Source organism: Roseitalea sp. (assembly GCF_984466335.1).
This window is the reverse complement of sequence record NZ_CFIFWG010000001.1, coordinates 13,028-26,418: the sequence shown is the minus strand read 5'-3', so window position 1 is coordinate 26,418 and position 13,391 is coordinate 13,028. Positions and strand designations below refer to the sequence as shown.

At 65.7% G+C, this 13,391-nt stretch carries 13 protein-coding genes; 8 read left to right on the top strand and 5 right to left on the bottom strand.

Annotated features, from left to right (window positions below; translation table 11 throughout):
• Position 1: 1 nt before the first annotated feature.
• The 3 genes from AC5E6L_RS00150 (at position 2) to AC5E6L_RS00140 (ending at position 4,285) form a co-directional block, all read left to right on the top strand.
• Positions 2–2,893, top strand: a complete 2,892-nt coding sequence (locus AC5E6L_RS00150; RefSeq protein ID WP_491770407.1) for a 2Fe-2S iron-sulfur cluster-binding protein — start codon at positions 2–4, stop codon at positions 2,891–2,893.
• 1 nt (position 2,894) lies between these two features.
• The gene (locus AC5E6L_RS00145) at positions 2,895–3,509 is read left to right on the top strand and encodes a hypothetical protein (RefSeq protein WP_491770405.1); all 615 of its coding nucleotides are present in this window, start codon (positions 2,895–2,897) and stop codon (positions 3,507–3,509) included.
• A gap of 236 nt (positions 3,510–3,745) precedes the next feature.
• A complete protein-coding gene (locus tag AC5E6L_RS00140; protein WP_491770467.1) occupies positions 3,746–4,285 on the top strand; it encodes an IS5 family transposase in 540 nt (179 codons plus the stop codon).
• A 101-nt stretch (positions 4,286–4,386) separates the two neighbouring features.
• Here AC5E6L_RS00140 and AC5E6L_RS00135 read toward each other — a convergent pair whose 3' ends face one another.
• Entirely contained in the window at positions 4,387–5,517 is a 1,131-nt protein-coding gene (locus AC5E6L_RS00135; protein WP_491770403.1) for a site-specific integrase, read from the bottom strand.
• Between the two features lie 119 nt (positions 5,518–5,636).
• Here AC5E6L_RS00135 and dusA point away from each other — a divergent pair, with 119 nt between their 5' ends.
• Both dusA and AC5E6L_RS00125 read left to right on the top strand, forming a co-directional pair.
• Positions 5,637–6,644 carry a tRNA dihydrouridine(20/20a) synthase DusA gene (gene dusA, locus AC5E6L_RS00130; protein WP_491770401.1) on the top strand — a complete coding sequence of 336 codons (1,008 nt, stop codon included), beginning with the start codon at positions 5,637–5,639 and terminating at the stop codon, positions 6,642–6,644.
• 132 nt (positions 6,645–6,776) lie between these two features.
• Entirely contained in the window at positions 6,777–7,601 is an 825-nt protein-coding gene (locus AC5E6L_RS00125; RefSeq protein ID WP_491229693.1) for a sulfite exporter TauE/SafE family protein, read from the top strand.
• A gap of 3 nt (positions 7,602–7,604) precedes the next feature.
• Here AC5E6L_RS00125 and AC5E6L_RS00120 read toward each other — a convergent pair whose 3' ends face one another.
• From AC5E6L_RS00120 to AC5E6L_RS00110, 3 genes are read right to left on the bottom strand one after another with little or no spacing between them, the layout of a single operon-like run.
• Complete coding sequence (locus AC5E6L_RS00120; protein ID WP_491229692.1) at positions 7,605–8,297, bottom strand: TIGR02281 family clan AA aspartic protease; 693 nt, start codon at positions 8,295–8,297, stop codon at positions 7,605–7,607.
• A 6-nt stretch (positions 8,298–8,303) separates the two neighbouring features.
• Complete coding sequence (locus AC5E6L_RS00115) at positions 8,304–8,531, bottom strand: DUF1289 domain-containing protein (RefSeq protein ID WP_491229697.1); 228 nt, start codon at positions 8,529–8,531, stop codon at positions 8,304–8,306.
• Between the two features lie 49 nt (positions 8,532–8,580).
• The gene (locus AC5E6L_RS00110; protein ID WP_491229691.1) at positions 8,581–9,387 is read right to left on the bottom strand and encodes an adenosylcobinamide-GDP ribazoletransferase; all 807 of its coding nucleotides are present in this window, start codon (positions 9,385–9,387) and stop codon (positions 8,581–8,583) included.
• 64 nt (positions 9,388–9,451) lie between these two features.
• Between AC5E6L_RS00110 and cobT the strand changes: the two genes are divergently transcribed.
• Positions 9,452–10,471, top strand: a complete 1,020-nt coding sequence (gene cobT / locus AC5E6L_RS00105) for a nicotinate-nucleotide--dimethylbenzimidazole phosphoribosyltransferase (protein ID WP_491229690.1) — start codon at positions 9,452–9,454, stop codon at positions 10,469–10,471.
• A 10-nt stretch (positions 10,472–10,481) separates the two neighbouring features.
• Here the strand turns inward: cobT and AC5E6L_RS00100 are convergent, their stop codons facing one another.
• Positions 10,482–12,008: a sensor histidine kinase gene (locus AC5E6L_RS00100; protein WP_491770397.1), complete on the bottom strand. Its 1,527-nt coding sequence runs from the start codon at positions 12,006–12,008 to the stop codon at positions 10,482–10,484.
• A 156-nt stretch (positions 12,009–12,164) separates the two neighbouring features.
• Between AC5E6L_RS00100 and AC5E6L_RS00095 the strand changes: the two genes are divergently transcribed.
• Both AC5E6L_RS00095 and AC5E6L_RS00090 read left to right on the top strand, forming a co-directional pair.
• Positions 12,165–12,767, top strand: coding sequence for a thermonuclease family protein (locus tag AC5E6L_RS00095; RefSeq protein WP_491770395.1), 603 nt, complete (start codon positions 12,165–12,167; stop codon positions 12,765–12,767).
• Positions 12,760–13,374: a uracil-DNA glycosylase family protein gene (locus AC5E6L_RS00090; protein ID WP_491770393.1), complete on the top strand. Its 615-nt coding sequence runs from the start codon at positions 12,760–12,762 to the stop codon at positions 13,372–13,374. The genes AC5E6L_RS00095 and AC5E6L_RS00090 overlap by 8 nt, the downstream gene beginning before the upstream one ends.
• Positions 13,375–13,391 lie beyond the last annotated feature (17 nt).

The following is a 13,391-nucleotide window of genomic DNA, read 5'->3' as shown; positions in this document are numbered from 1 at the left end:
GATGACGATGCGGCTTGATGCGCCCTGGGGCACGCGGATCGACCGCGATCGGCCGGTCAGCTTCAGCTTTGAGGGCCGACTATACACCGGCTTTGCCGGCGACTGCATCGCCAGCGCGCTAGCCGCCAATGATCAATGGTTGTTGTCGCGTTCGTTCAAGTATCACCGGCCGCGTGGCGTGCTGACCATGGCTGGCCAGGACGCCAACACGCTCGTTCAGCTTGAAGATGAACCCAATGTGCGTGCCGATTTGCGGCCGATCGAACAGGGCATGGCCGTTACCGCGCAAAATGTGACCGGCAGCTTGGACAGGGATCGGTTCGCTTTGCTCGACAGGCTGGGCCGCTTTCTGCCGGTTGGCTTCTATTATCGCAGTTTCTTCGGTCCCGGTCACAAGAGCTGGTTGAAGCTGTGGGAACCGATCATCCGCAAGGCCGCCGGCCTTGGAACGATCTCGCTTGAGCCCAGGCCGGTCGCGTACCGAAAGGCCAACCTGCATTGCGATGTTCTGGTCGTTGGTGCCGGGGCGGCCGGCTTGTCGGCCGCGCTCATGGCATCGGAAGCCGGAGCAAGCGTTGTAATTGTAGAACAAGGCAAGGAGACCGGCGGCGCGCTCACCTATGCGCGCTTTGACGCTGAAGGCACAAGTCGCGCCGATCGACAGCTTGATACCCTGCGCGATGATCTGGACCAACGGGACACAGTCCATGTCATGACCGGTGCGACCTGCAATGGCTGGTTTGCCGACAATTGGCTGCCGGTTATCAAGGACGAGACGCTCTATCGGGTGCGTGCCCGCGAGGTCGTCATCGCCACCGGTTCGCATGAGCAGCCGCTGGTGTTCCGCAACAATGACCTGCCGGGCATCATGGTCAGTTCCGCCGCGCAGCGCCTGATGCGGCATTATGGCGTCCTGCCGGGGCGGCGCGCGGTGGTGTATGCAGGTCACGGCGACGGGGCGCTTGCCGCGCTTGATCTCATTGACGCCGGTGTCGCCGTCGAGGCGATTCTGGCGCCAGCGGGCCATCCTATGGACACGCCCCTGATCGATGCTGTCGCCGCTCGCGGCGTCCGTATCCTGACGGATGCGACGGTCATTGAAGCAACAGGTGGCGCCGGAAACCGGCATATCAGGTCCGTGCGTGTCTCTCATGCGGGCAGCGAGGCGATGCTGCCATGCGACCTTCTGGTGACGGCGGCCGGTTATACGCCCGGCTATCAGTTGCCGCTGCACGCCGGGGTCCGGCTGACCCATGATGAACGCACGCAAAGCTTCGCCCTGACCGAACTGCCCGCTCACATGCACCTGGCCGGCGCTGTCGGGGGGCATTTCGACCTTGATGCAGTGATGGCGAGCGGCCGGCTCGCCGGCGCGCGGGCTGCGAAAGGCGCAGGATATGCCGTCGACATGCCCGAAGAGGTTCCCGCAACGCCATTTGAAGCTGGTCCGCCCACACCCTTGGAGCCCCATCCCAAGGGGCGCGATTTCGTCGACTTCGATGAAGACTTGCAGGTCAAGGACATCCGCAACGCCATCGCCGATGGCTATCGCGAACTGGAACTGGTCAAGCGCTATTCGACCGTGGGCATGGGACCTTCGCAGGGACGTCACTCGGCGCTGCCGACCGCGCGCATCGTTGCCGGGCAAACCGGCCGCGCGGTGGCGGAGATCGGCATCACCACGGCACGGCCGCCGTTTGGGCCCGAAAGACTGGGCGTACTCGCCGGACCGGCCCACACGCACCATCGATACTCACCCATGCACCATCAGCATCGCCAGGTTGGCGCTCAGATGATGCCGGTGGGCGCCTGGTGGCGTCCGGCCTATTATGGCGATACTGCACGGCGCGACGATGCAATTGCGGCCGAGGTGGACATGGTGCGCCAGAGCGTCGGCATGCTCGACGTATCGACCTTGGGCAAATTGCTCATACGTGGCACCGATGCGGCCGCTTTTGTCGACCGCATCTACACCATGGCCCACGCCAAACAGCCGGTCGGGCGGGTGCGCTACTGTCTGATGCTCAGCGAGATGGGCTCGGTGATCGATGACGGGGTTGCGTTCAGGTTCTCCGACGATGAGTTCTACGTTACCGCGACGACGGCCGCAGTGGGTCGAGTCTTCTCCGAAATGGTACTGTTGAACGCGCAGTGGCGCATGGAAGTCGACATCCAGAACGTTACCGGCGCCTTTGCCGCCATCAATCTGACCGGTCCCAAGGCTCGCGCCGTGCTCGACGGCCTGACAAGCGACATCGATTTCGGCCGTGACGGTTTCGGTTTTCTAGAAGGACGAACCGGGCACGTTGCCGGTTGCCCGGTTCATGCCATGCGGATCGGCTTCACTGGCGAGTTGAGCTTTGAATTGCATACACCGCAATCCTATGGCGCAGCACTTTGGTCGGCGCTTGAAAAGGCCGGAAAGGCACTGAGATTGCGCCCTTACGGGGTGGAGGCATCGCGCATCCTGCGGCTGGAAAAGGGACACATTATCATCGGCCAGGACACTGACGCGCTGACGACGCCGCATGAACTGGGCATGGAGTGGGCGCTGTCGAAGAAAAAGCGCTACCATCTCGGCCGGACCTCCACGATGCGACGCAAGGAGCTTGGCCTCAAACGCAAGCTGTGTGGTTTCCAATTGCCCGCCGACCCCAGTGCCGAGATCGGCGAATCCTCCCTCGTACTACATGCAGGCGAACCGGTCGGTTTCGTCACCTCGATTGCGGTCTCGCCGACCTTGAACAAGACCATTGGCCTTGCCTATGCCCATCCCGATGACAGCACGCCAGGCTCGCAGATTCGATTGCGCGGCCGGTGTGGGGCGGACATCGACGCGCCGGTGGTCTCGCCGCATTTCTTCGATCCCGAAAACACCCGGCAGGATATCTGACATGCATGCCGATCAATCGCTGCGGTCGACGCCGCTGTCTTCGCGCCTGCCGATCGTCGTTCCGCCCGCTGCCGGTGAGGGAAACTGGATTGTCGACTGCTCGGCCGGCGATCGGTTTGGCCTGCGTGGCCCCGGCACGTGGCAATGGTTGGGGCGGCAGTCATTGGCTGTCCCGGACGATATCAACGCAGCGCTGTCCCTCGATTGTGGGACGATCGTTGTCCGGCTGGGCGGGGAAGAGGTGTTGATCCTCGATGATCCGATCGCACCCACCAAAACGATCAGCGCGCTCGAAAAGCTTTGGTTGGATGACATCAGCACATCGCGCAAAGGTTATAACGCATATCGTGACGAGTGCTGGGCGTGGTTTCACCTGTCGGGCCCCGCTGTGCATGACGCAATGCAAAGGCTGACCGCCATCGACACCCGCCCTGATCGTTTCGATCGATTGGCGGTTGCGCAAACCCGCTGTGCACATCTGGATGCCGTGCTGCTGCGTAGCGACCGTTTCGGCGCGCCGGGTTTCGATGTCTTCGTCGACATTGCCTCCTCGGACTTCGCGTTGGACGTTATCGCCGACGCCTTTGAGGGTGCGCAATGTGGCAGAATCACTTGAATACTATCAGACGGTAGTATCTGAAGAAACATGCCTTGATTGTGGCCGGGGTGGTTTTTTAAGGTCATGTTGACAAGCTGGATTCCCCAATCAGTTTCGATCTGCTTCAAGGTAGCTTTTGCGGAGGCTACCGTGGCGCGTTTGCTGATGGCAGACGCCGAGTGGGCGTTCTTTGAGCCCTTTCTGGTTGCTGTTCGTGGTCGCGGTGGCAGGCCTGGTTCCGATCATCGGCTTGTATTGGATGCGGTCTTCTGATCGCCCGAACCGGTTCACCTTGGCGCGATCTGCCGGAGGAGTTCGTCAAATGGTCATCGGTTTACCGGCAGTTCCGGCGCTGGACGTTGGCAGGCCTGTGGGAGCTGGTTGTGGATGCGCTCAATGACAGCGGGGCAAGTCCCGGCCAGGTCCAGATGATCGACGTCCAGATGATCGACAACACCATACATCCGTGCGCATCACTTGGCAGCCGGCGCAAAAGGGGGGCTCAGAAGGAAGGTTTTGGCCGCTCAAAGGGTGGCTTCACGACCAAGATCCACCTCATTGCCAACGCTCACGGATTGCCTGTCCGGGCGGAGATAAGCGGCGGCGAAGTCTCAGATTTCAAAGGCTTCGATGCGCTGGGCGACGACGATCTTCCCGAAGCCAAAGTGGTCATTGCCGACCGTGGCTACGACAGCGACCACATCCGCCGTGTCATCGAAAAGCGCGGCGGCACGCCCGTCATCCACGGCAAAGTCACCCGCAGGGAACCAATTCCCGTCAATGCCATCACATAGGCCCTGCGGAACCGGGGCGAGCGCTGCTTCAACAAACTCAAATGCTCCCGCCGGTTGGCGACACGCTACGACAAAACAGCCGCCAGCTATCTCGGCTTCATTCAAATCGCTGCGGCACGCCTATGGGCGCGCAGTTTGTCAACATGACCTAGATCGTCTATGAATGCCTCCTCGGAAACCTGCCCGTGCTTCTGAAGTCGGTGCAGGTCTTCGGGTTTGAGGTTGGTGTAGCGTCGGAGCATCTTCCAGTCGCGATGGCCAGTGACGAGGGCGACGCGTTCGATCGATAAGCCTGCTTCAAAAAGACGGCTGGTCGCCTCGTGCCGCAAGTCATGAAACTTGAGGTCATCGATATCCGGATGCTTACGGGCGCGCCGAAACGCGGTGCCGACGGATTGCGGGTGATAGGGAAAGCATCGACCTTTGCCGCCTGTCAGAAGCTTTTGCTCGAGTAGCAACCGCCAGGCGTCAAAACCTGTAAGGTTTAGGAGTGGCACCTTCTGATTGTTTCCGTCCTTGCGGCGTGGATCTTTCCTGTCACGGACCGTGACGATCCTCTTCGTCAAATCGACATCGCGCCACTCGATTTTGCATATTTCCTCCTGACGCATTGCGGTGGCGATCGCAAAGCGCACGATCCGGCCCATGGGGATGATCATGTTGGTCTTGGCATCGAAGTATTCGAGCAGGGCACCGATTTCGTCTTCGGTTGGTCGACGGTCGCGCTCCATGGATCGGCCGACCAGGCCAAGGCGGGCGAGGGCGGTTCTCGCAAGACGGACACTTTCTGTGTCCACGTTGATGCCGTGGACTGCTGCTGCATGGGTCAAGATCGTGTTGAGATAAGAGAGATCGACCGACAGGGTGACAGGTTCCGCGCCTTGTTTGGCGCGCTGCTTGCCGTATCGGATGATCCTGGCGCGATCGAACTGGCTCAGTCGCGTAGCGCCCAAATCGCATTTCAGCGCTCGCAACACTGCATGTTTCGACCGCCTTAGAGGCCGTCCCACTTCTTGAAGGTCGCTCACGTGGAGGTCGACAAGGTCTGCCACGGTTCTCGGCGTGCCTTGCCGCCGCTTCGAGGGCTCGCCGCCCAGGTCGATCAGTCTCTCCGTTTCGACAACCCACGCGTCGGCCAGCGTCTTGAGCTTGAAGGTCTGCGAAGCATATTTACCCTTGCGTCTGACTTGGGCCCGCCAGGTACCTTCCTTGGTCCTAATGATCGTTCCCATCGACCCGTGCAGTCCTTCCAATCCGTGCAAATAGCGTGCACTCAGCGATCAAACGGGGTACAAAAGCGTGCAATTTCGTCCATTTCTGTGCGCGCCGTTCACGAATTGATCTCATTGAAATGTATCATAAATTACTGAAAAACAAAGAGAAAACTCTGGCCATCGCGCCGATGATGGACTGGACGGACCGGCATTGCCGACTGTTTCACCGGCAGCTCACGCGCAATGGGCTGCTCTATACGGAGATGGTCGTCGCCGACGCGGTGATCCATGGCGACCGCGCACGGCTGCTGCGGTTCGATCCGGCCGAGCATCCGCTCGCCGTCCAGTTGGGCGGCAGCGACCCCGAAAAGCTGGCCGAGGCGGCCCGTGTCTGCACCGATCATGGCTTTGACGAGATCAACCTGAACGTTGGCTGCCCGTCAGACCGGGTGCAGTCGGGCACGTTCGGCGCCTGCCTGATGCGCGAGCCGGCGCTGGTCTCCCGCTGCGTCGAGGCGATGAAGCGGGCGGCGGGCGGCGTCCCGGTGACCGTGAAGTGCCGCATCGGCGTTGACGATCAGGAGCCGCGCCAGGCGCTCTGGGCGCTGGCCGAACAGGTGTTCGACGCCGGCGCCGATGCGCTGTGGGTGCATGCGCGCAAGGCCTGGCTGCGGGGCCTCAGCCCGAAGGAAAATCGCGACGTGCCGCCGCTCGACCATGCGCTCGTCCACGCGCTCAAGCGCGACGGCCCGAACCGTTTCATCGGAATCAATGGCGGCATCGAGACGCTCGACCAGGCCGTCGCCCATCTGGGCACCATGGACGGCGCCATGATCGGGCGCGCCGCCTACCGGACGCCGGCGCTGCTCGCAGATGTCGACCGGCGCATTTTCGGCCGGCGGGCGCCGACGCCCGATCCGGCCGGGACCGTCGAGACGATGGCCGCCCATGCCGACCGCCATGTCGCCGAGGGCGGGCGGGTCGGCCATGTCGCCCGCCACATGGTCGGCCTGTTCCACGGCCGGCCGGGCGCGCGCGCCTGGCGGCACCACCTGTCCGAGCATGCCCCGCGGCCCGGCGCGTCGGGAGACGTTCTGCGCGACGGGCTGCGGCTGGTGGCGGCCGAAGGGGCGCTTGCCGCCTAGGGCTTGTGGAGGTTCAGGTTTCGGGCCTGGCGCGGCCGGCGCGCGCCGAACCGATCCGCCCATTTTCGGGCTTGCCCGCGCGCCCGTTTGCGGCGATGAGCGAGTCGATCCGAAATCGTTTCCCGCATCGCCTTGACCGAACTTGCCGACATCCTCCCGCTGATCGCGTCGCTGGCCGCCGCCGGCGCCCTTGCGGGGTTTCTGGCGGGCATTTTCGGCATTGGCGGTGGCGCCGTCCTGGTGCCTGTCTTCTTCCAGATCTTCGGCTTTCTGGGGATCGACGATGCCGTGCGCATGCACCTGTCGGTGGGCACGTCGCTTGCGATCATCGTGCCGACATCCCTGCGCTCGTTCGCTTCGCACCGGGCGCGGGGCGCGGTCGACACGGATCTTTTGCGCAGCTATCTTATCGCCGTGCCGGCGGGCGTGGTGCTGGCGACGCTCGTCTTCGCGTCGATCTCAAGCGCGCAATTGCGGCTGATCTTCGCGGCGCTGACCCTGCTCGTCGGCCTCAAGCTGATCTTCGGCCGGGACGACTGGCGCCTCGCATCGACGCTTCCCGGCATTGCGGGCCGGTTCGCGGCCGGCACCGTGATCGGCTTTTTCTCCACGCTGATGGGCATTGGCGGGGGCATTCTCAACAACACGTTCATGACGCTGTTCGGGCGCCCGATCCATCAGGCCGTGGCAACGTCCTCGGGCGTAGGGGTTCTGATCTCGCTGCCCGGCGTCGTCGGCGCCATCTGGGCCGGGTGGGGCGCGGACGGGCTGCCGTTCCTGTCGTCCGGCTATGTCAACTGGATCGCCGTCGCGATCATAATTCCGGTCACGCTGGCCGCAGCGCCGCTTGGCGTTCGGGTCGCGCACCGGCTCGAAAAACGCCAGCTCGAACTGGGCTTCGGCCTGTTCATGCTGGTCGTGGCCGGCCGGTTCGCATGGAGCGTGTGGACCGGCTGACGGTCATTCGCGCAGGGTGAGCCTGTCGCCGGACACGTCGAACCCGCTCAGCGTGTCGAGGAAGTTCATGCCAAGAAGATTCTCGAACAATTGGCCCTCCTGGGCGACGAGCGCGGAAATGCCGGTGCGGGCGATCCCGCCCACGCGCATCTCCTCAAGGCGCACGGGCGCCGCGCGCGCCATGCCGTTGGCCGTCATCACGGGCACCACGTAACGCAGGTCGGCGGTGTCGAACCCGATCCGCTCTGCATCGGCACGGGTCAGCACCACCGAGGAGGCGCCGGTATCGACGATGAACCGCAGCGGCGTGCCGTTGACATCGGCACGGGTCGCGAAATGGCGCTGGTTGCGGGTGATGGTCACGGTCCGGCGCCCCGCATCGTCGGTCGCCGACACCGGCGCGCCGGGCACCACGCCGGACGTCACCCGGCTCGCCATCCGCTGAAGATCGAAGCGATACTCATAGCCGACGACGAGCACCAGGATGATGGCGCCCCAGATCGCCATCTGCCGCAGCAGGCTGCCCAGCCGCTGGCGGCCGGCCACGATGCTGGCGGCGAGCGTCGTGCCGATCAGCCCCAGAAAGACCAGGCGCGCGAACTGGTCGCCGCTCATGCCGGCAATGGCGGCCCCCTCGCCGGCCAGAAAGAGGATGGCCAGCGCGGCGGCGATGACGGTCAGCACGATGAAGAACATGGCGCGCTACCGTTCGCCCCCGGCCCTCTGCCGCGCCAGCCGCCGGCGCCTGGTCTGGCGGCGTGGCTTCTTCTCGATGGTGTCGAGCCGGGCGGGCAGCGTGTCCATGATCGTCCGGCGCTCGGTGGGCGAGAGCGCGGTCCATGCGCCGATTTCCTCGCGCGTGCGCCCGCACCCATGGCAATAGCCCGTTGCCATGTCGATCGAACAGATCAGGATGCAGGGCGATTCGATGGCGTCGGACATCACGGCACTCGGTTGCGTCAGGCTATGATCTGGGCGTTCAGACGGCCATTGCAAGGCCGATCAATATCACGGTCTCGCCCACCTGTTCGGACGCACCGATTGTGTCGCCGGTATGGCCGCCGACCATGCGGCGGCAAAGGCGGGCGAAGGCAAGGGCCGTTCCGGCGGCGAGAACGGCGGCCACGGCGCCCGCGAAAAGGCCCGCCGCCGGCAGCAGCGCGAGCACGAACGCCGCCGCCGCGCCCAGGAGCGCCGCTTTCACGGCCGCCGCCGCCGGCTGTCCGGCGGCGGCGGCCACGCCGTCCGGCCGGGCCTGGGGAAGGTGAGACCAGTGCCAGACCATCACCGCGCGGGCCAGCGCATGGGCGGCGACGAAGGCAAGGGCGGCCATTGTCGGCGATACCGCCTCGGCGAGGCCGGCGAGCGCGGCGGCGCGCAAAAGCAGTGCCCCGGCGACCGCGATGACGCCATAGGCGCCAACGGTCGAATCCTTCATGATCGCAAGGCGCCGTTCGGGGCTGGCGCCGCCGCCGAACCCGTCGGCCGTGTCGGCAAGGCCGTCCTCGTGCAGCGCGCCGGTCAGCGCCACGGTGGCCAGAACGGCGATCGAGGCGGCCAGCAGGGCCGATGCGCCGGACGCGGCGACCGCAACGAGCAAAATAGCTCCGGGCAGGGCGACGATGATGCCGGCGATCGGGTAGGCGCCCGCATCGGCGGACGCCGGCCGGTGCTCGTCACCGAAAAAGCGCGCGGGCACCGGTATGCGGCTCAAAAAGCCCAGCGCGCGCATGATCGCGGCCGGCTCGAAGGCGCGCATGCGCCCCAATGCGTCATCGTCGTTCATTTTCATCGCTTTACATGGCGCGCAGAGGCAGGCAAGTGCTGTGCGCCAGACATGGGAGACGCCATTGACCACCGCATTGCCGTTCGATGATTTTCGCACGCTGATCGCCGATCTGCCCGGACCCGACCCGAAGGCGGCAGAGGCAGTGCGCGCGCGCGAGGCGACACTGACCAAACCGGCCGGATCGCTGGGAAGGCTTGAGGAGATCGCCTGCTGGCTCGCGGCCTGGACCGGCCGCCCGCCGGCGGTCACGCGGCCGCTCGTTGCGGTCTTCGCCGGCAACCATGGCGTGACCGCCAGGGGCGTTTCGCCGTTTCCGCCCTCGGTCACGGCGCAGATGGTCGAGAACTTCGCGGCGGGCGGGGCGGCCATCAACCAGATATGCATCGCCAACGATCTTGGCCTCAAGGTCTTTGATCTGGCCCTCGACATGCCCACGGGCGACATCGCCGAGCAGGCCGCGCTCGACGAGCGGGCGTGCGCGGCGACCATGGCGTTCGGCATGGAGGCGATCGCCGGCGGCACGGACCTTTTGTGCGTCGGCGAGATGGGCATCGGCAACACGACGATCGCGGCGGCGATCTGCCATGGCCTTTACGGGGGCGAGGCGGCCGACTGGGTGGGGCCTGGCACCGGGGCGGACGCGGCCGGCATGGCGCGCAAGATCGCGGCCGTCGAGCGGGCGGTGACGCTGCACAAGGCGCATCTGGGCGATCCGCTGGAGGTGCTGCGCCGGCTCGGCGGCCGGGAGATCGCGGCGATGGCGGGCGCGATCCTGGCCGCGCGAATCGAGCGCATTCCGGTGATCGTGGACGGCTATGTGTCGACCAGCGCGGCGGCGATCCTGCACGCTGCCAATCCCGCCGCGCTCGATCATTGCCTGATCGGCCACGTTTCTGCCGAACCGGGCCACCGCGCGCTCGTCGACAAGCTCGGCAAGGCGCCGCTGCTCGATCTGGGCATGCGGCTGGGCGAGGGGACGGGCGCGGCGCTCGCCGCCGGCATCGTCAAGGCGGCCGCGCACTGCCATGCGGGCATGGCGACGTTCGAGCAGGCCGGCGTCAGCGGCAAGGACACAGGCTGACCGGCAGGCGCTACGCCGCCGCGCGCCGGCGCATCCTGCGTGCCGGCGGGGCGACCGGTTCGGCCGGCAGGGCCTCCATAACCCGCGCGGCGGGGAACATGGCGGTTGCCTCGGTGCCCTCGCGCAGCTTGGATTTGAGCGTGAACGAGCCGCCATGCATGGCCAGCAGCGCCTGAACGATGGGCAGGCCCAGGCCGGTGCCCTGTTCGGCGCTCTTGATCGCGATCGTCCCCTGGCCGAAGGCCGAAAGCACGATCGGGATTTCGTCCTCGGCTATTCCGGGCCCATCGTCCTTGACGGCGACATACTGGCCGCCCGAGGCGGTCCAGCCCACCTTCAGTTCGATCATCCCGCCATTGGGCGTGAACTTGATGGCGTTGGACAGCATGTTCAGCACGATCTGCCGCACGGCCTTTTCATCGGCGAACAGGCGCGGCAGGCCCTCCTGGAAGACGGGCGTGATCGCGATCGTCTTCTGGGCGGCGCGCATGCGCACGAGCGCCATGCAGTCCTCGGCGACATGGGTCAGGCGCAGCGGCTCTTCGCGCAACGCATACTTGCCGGCCTCGATCCGGCTCAGATCGAGGATTTCGTTGATCAGGTTGAGCAGGTGCTTGCCCGAGGCGTGGATGTCGCCGATATAGCCCTTGTAGCTTTCATTGCCGATCGGCCCCAGCATCTCGCCGATCATCGCCTCCGAAAAGCCCAGAATCGCGTTCAGCGGCGTGCGCAGTTCGTGGCTCATGGAGGCCAGAAAGCGCGATTTGGCGAGATTTGCGTCCTCGGCGCGGCGGCGCGCCTCGTCGGAGATCGACTTGGCCACCTCCAGTTCGGCGATCAGGGCCACGTTCTCGGCCCTGTAGGTGATCGAGGCGATCGATGACTTCAACAGCCGCTCGGCGACGAAGGCAAAGAACAGAAGCGCGCAGACGACCATGACGATCGCCAGCAGGGTGTTGGGCGCGGTGTCGAAATTGGCGGTGGCGAACAGGGCGACCGGGGCCGTGAAGGCGGCCAGGACCGAGTGGCGGATGCCGTAGCAGATCGTCGCCGTGGCGGCGATCGCGATCAGCAGCACGGATGCCTTGAAGAACAGGGCCGTGTCCGGCCCGCACGCGGCGCAGGGCGCGATCGCGAAATAGGTCCATGAAAAGCCGGCGATGCCATGGGCGAGCAGCATGCCGAGGCGCCATGATTTGGGGTCGGCGCGACCCTTGTTTCGCAGGAAGCGCTTGGACAGGATGCTCATCCCGACATAAAGGAGGCTGGCGATGAAGGCCCAGAAGATGATGTTGGCGTCGAAGCCCGCCGAAAAGCCGGCAAGGGCCGTCAGGATGATCAGCAGCGGCACCGCGGCGACAGACGCGATCAGCGCGCTTGCGTGCAGCGCAAGAAGTTCGAGCTCGAACTCGCGGTCGGGCCGGCCCATCTGGGCCAGCTTGTCGCGTGTCTTGCGGAGCGTGCGGCGCAATTCCTGGTTGTGGACGGATTTGCGACGGTCCACGATCGTTTTGTCCGGCCGTTCCTGTACCGCCATGAATTCGCTGGACTTTTCGTGCTTTTCTCGAAAAGGCGGCCAAGCCGCCCCTTTTGCCGGACAGCATACTTTCCAATTCCTTAAGACTCCCTTCACGATGCGCGGGCCGCACCCATGGCGAACGCTCGCCTTCGCGGCCCGCCGGGGAACGGGCCGATGAGACCGCGCGGGGCCATGGCGCGCGACGTGCTGGCGGCCGGCCTTCTGATACTGGTCGCGGCCCTCGCCGCCGCCGCATTGCAGGCCCGCCAGGGCAGGGCCCTTGCCGGGTCGGCGCGGATCATCGATGGCGATACGATCCGCCTCGATGGTGCCGTCGTGCGCCTGCGCGGGATCGACGCGCCCGAACTGCGCCAGACATGCACGGGCGCGGACGGTGCCGAACACGCATGCGGGCGGTTGTCGGCGCGCTATCTTGAAACGCTCGTCGGCGCGGCGGCGGTCGCCTGCGCCGGGCGCGGCACCGATCGCTACGGGCGGCTCCTCGGCGATTGCTCGGTCGGCTCGGGCGCGTCCGGCATTGCGCTCAACCGGACCATGGTCGAGGCCGGCTGGGCCGTCGCGTTCGGCGATCATGAGCGGGCCCAAGCCATGGCGCGCGCGGACAAGCGCGGCATGTGGGCGTGGGACTTCGAGCAGCCCGCCGACTGGCGGCGGCGCGTGGCAGCCGAGGCGGGCGCCGGCCGGCCGGCGATCGGGCCGGGCGCCCTGGTGCGCCGGGCGCGCGCGGCGGTCGGCTGGAGGGGGCACAATGAATGACATCGCGCTGAGCGCCCTGGCGCGCTCCATCGGCAACTGCCGAATCTGTCGCGATGAACCAAGGGGCAGGCCCCTGCCGCACGAGCCACGACCGGTGTGCGTCGTCTCGTCGACGGCGCGTATCGCGATCTGTGGCCAGGCGCCGGGCACGCGCGTGCACGCCTCCGGCCGGCCGTTCACCGATCCGTCCGGCGACCGCCTGCGCGCCTGGCTGGACATCGACGAGGCGACCTTCTACGACGCTGCGCGGATCGCGATCGTGCCGATGGGCTTCTGCTTTCCCGGCCATGACGCCAAGGGCGGCGATCTGCCGCCGCGTCGCGAGTGCGCGCGCACCTGGCATGGCGATCTGTTCGCCGCCATGGAGCAGATCGAACTGGTGGTCGCGGTCGGCCAGTACGCCCAAGCCTACCACCTTGGCGCCCGCCGCAAGAAGACGCTCACCGAGACGGTGGCCGCCTGGCGCGATTATCGGCACCTGCCGGACAGGCCGGTCGTCCCCACGCCGCACCCGTCCTGGCGCAACACGGCCTGGCTGAAGCGCAATCCCTGGTTCGAAGCGGACCTGCTGCCGGTGCTGCGGGCAAGGGTCCGTGACCTGCTCTGATGCGGTTGAAAGGATGA

Coding starts and splice junctions, on each gene's coding strand:
- AC5E6L_RS00150 (WP_491770407.1), top strand. CDS start 2: ATGACGATGCGGCTTGATGCGCCCTGGGGCACGCGGATCGACCGCGAT.
- AC5E6L_RS00145 (WP_491770405.1), top strand. CDS start 2,895: ATGCATGCCGATCAATCGCTGCGGTCGACGCCGCTGTCTTCGCGCCTG.
- AC5E6L_RS00120 (WP_491229692.1), bottom strand. CDS start 8,297: ATGTTCTTCATCGTGCTGACCGTCATCGCCGCCGCGCTGGCCATCCTC.
- AC5E6L_RS00100 (WP_491770397.1), bottom strand. CDS start 12,008: ATGGCGGTACAGGAACGGCCGGACAAAACGATCGTGGACCGTCGCAAA.
- AC5E6L_RS00095 (WP_491770395.1), top strand. CDS start 12,165: ATGAGACCGCGCGGGGCCATGGCGCGCGACGTGCTGGCGGCCGGCCTT.
- AC5E6L_RS00135 (WP_491770403.1), bottom strand. CDS start 5,517: ATGGGAACGATCATTAGGACCAAGGAAGGTACCTGGCGGGCCCAAGTC.
- dusA (WP_491770401.1), top strand. CDS start 5,637: ATGTATCATAAATTACTGAAAAACAAAGAGAAAACTCTGGCCATCGCG.
- AC5E6L_RS00090 (WP_491770393.1), top strand. CDS start 12,760: ATGAATGACATCGCGCTGAGCGCCCTGGCGCGCTCCATCGGCAACTGC.
- AC5E6L_RS00110 (WP_491229691.1), bottom strand. CDS start 9,387: ATGAACGACGATGACGCATTGGGGCGCATGCGCGCCTTCGAGCCGGCC.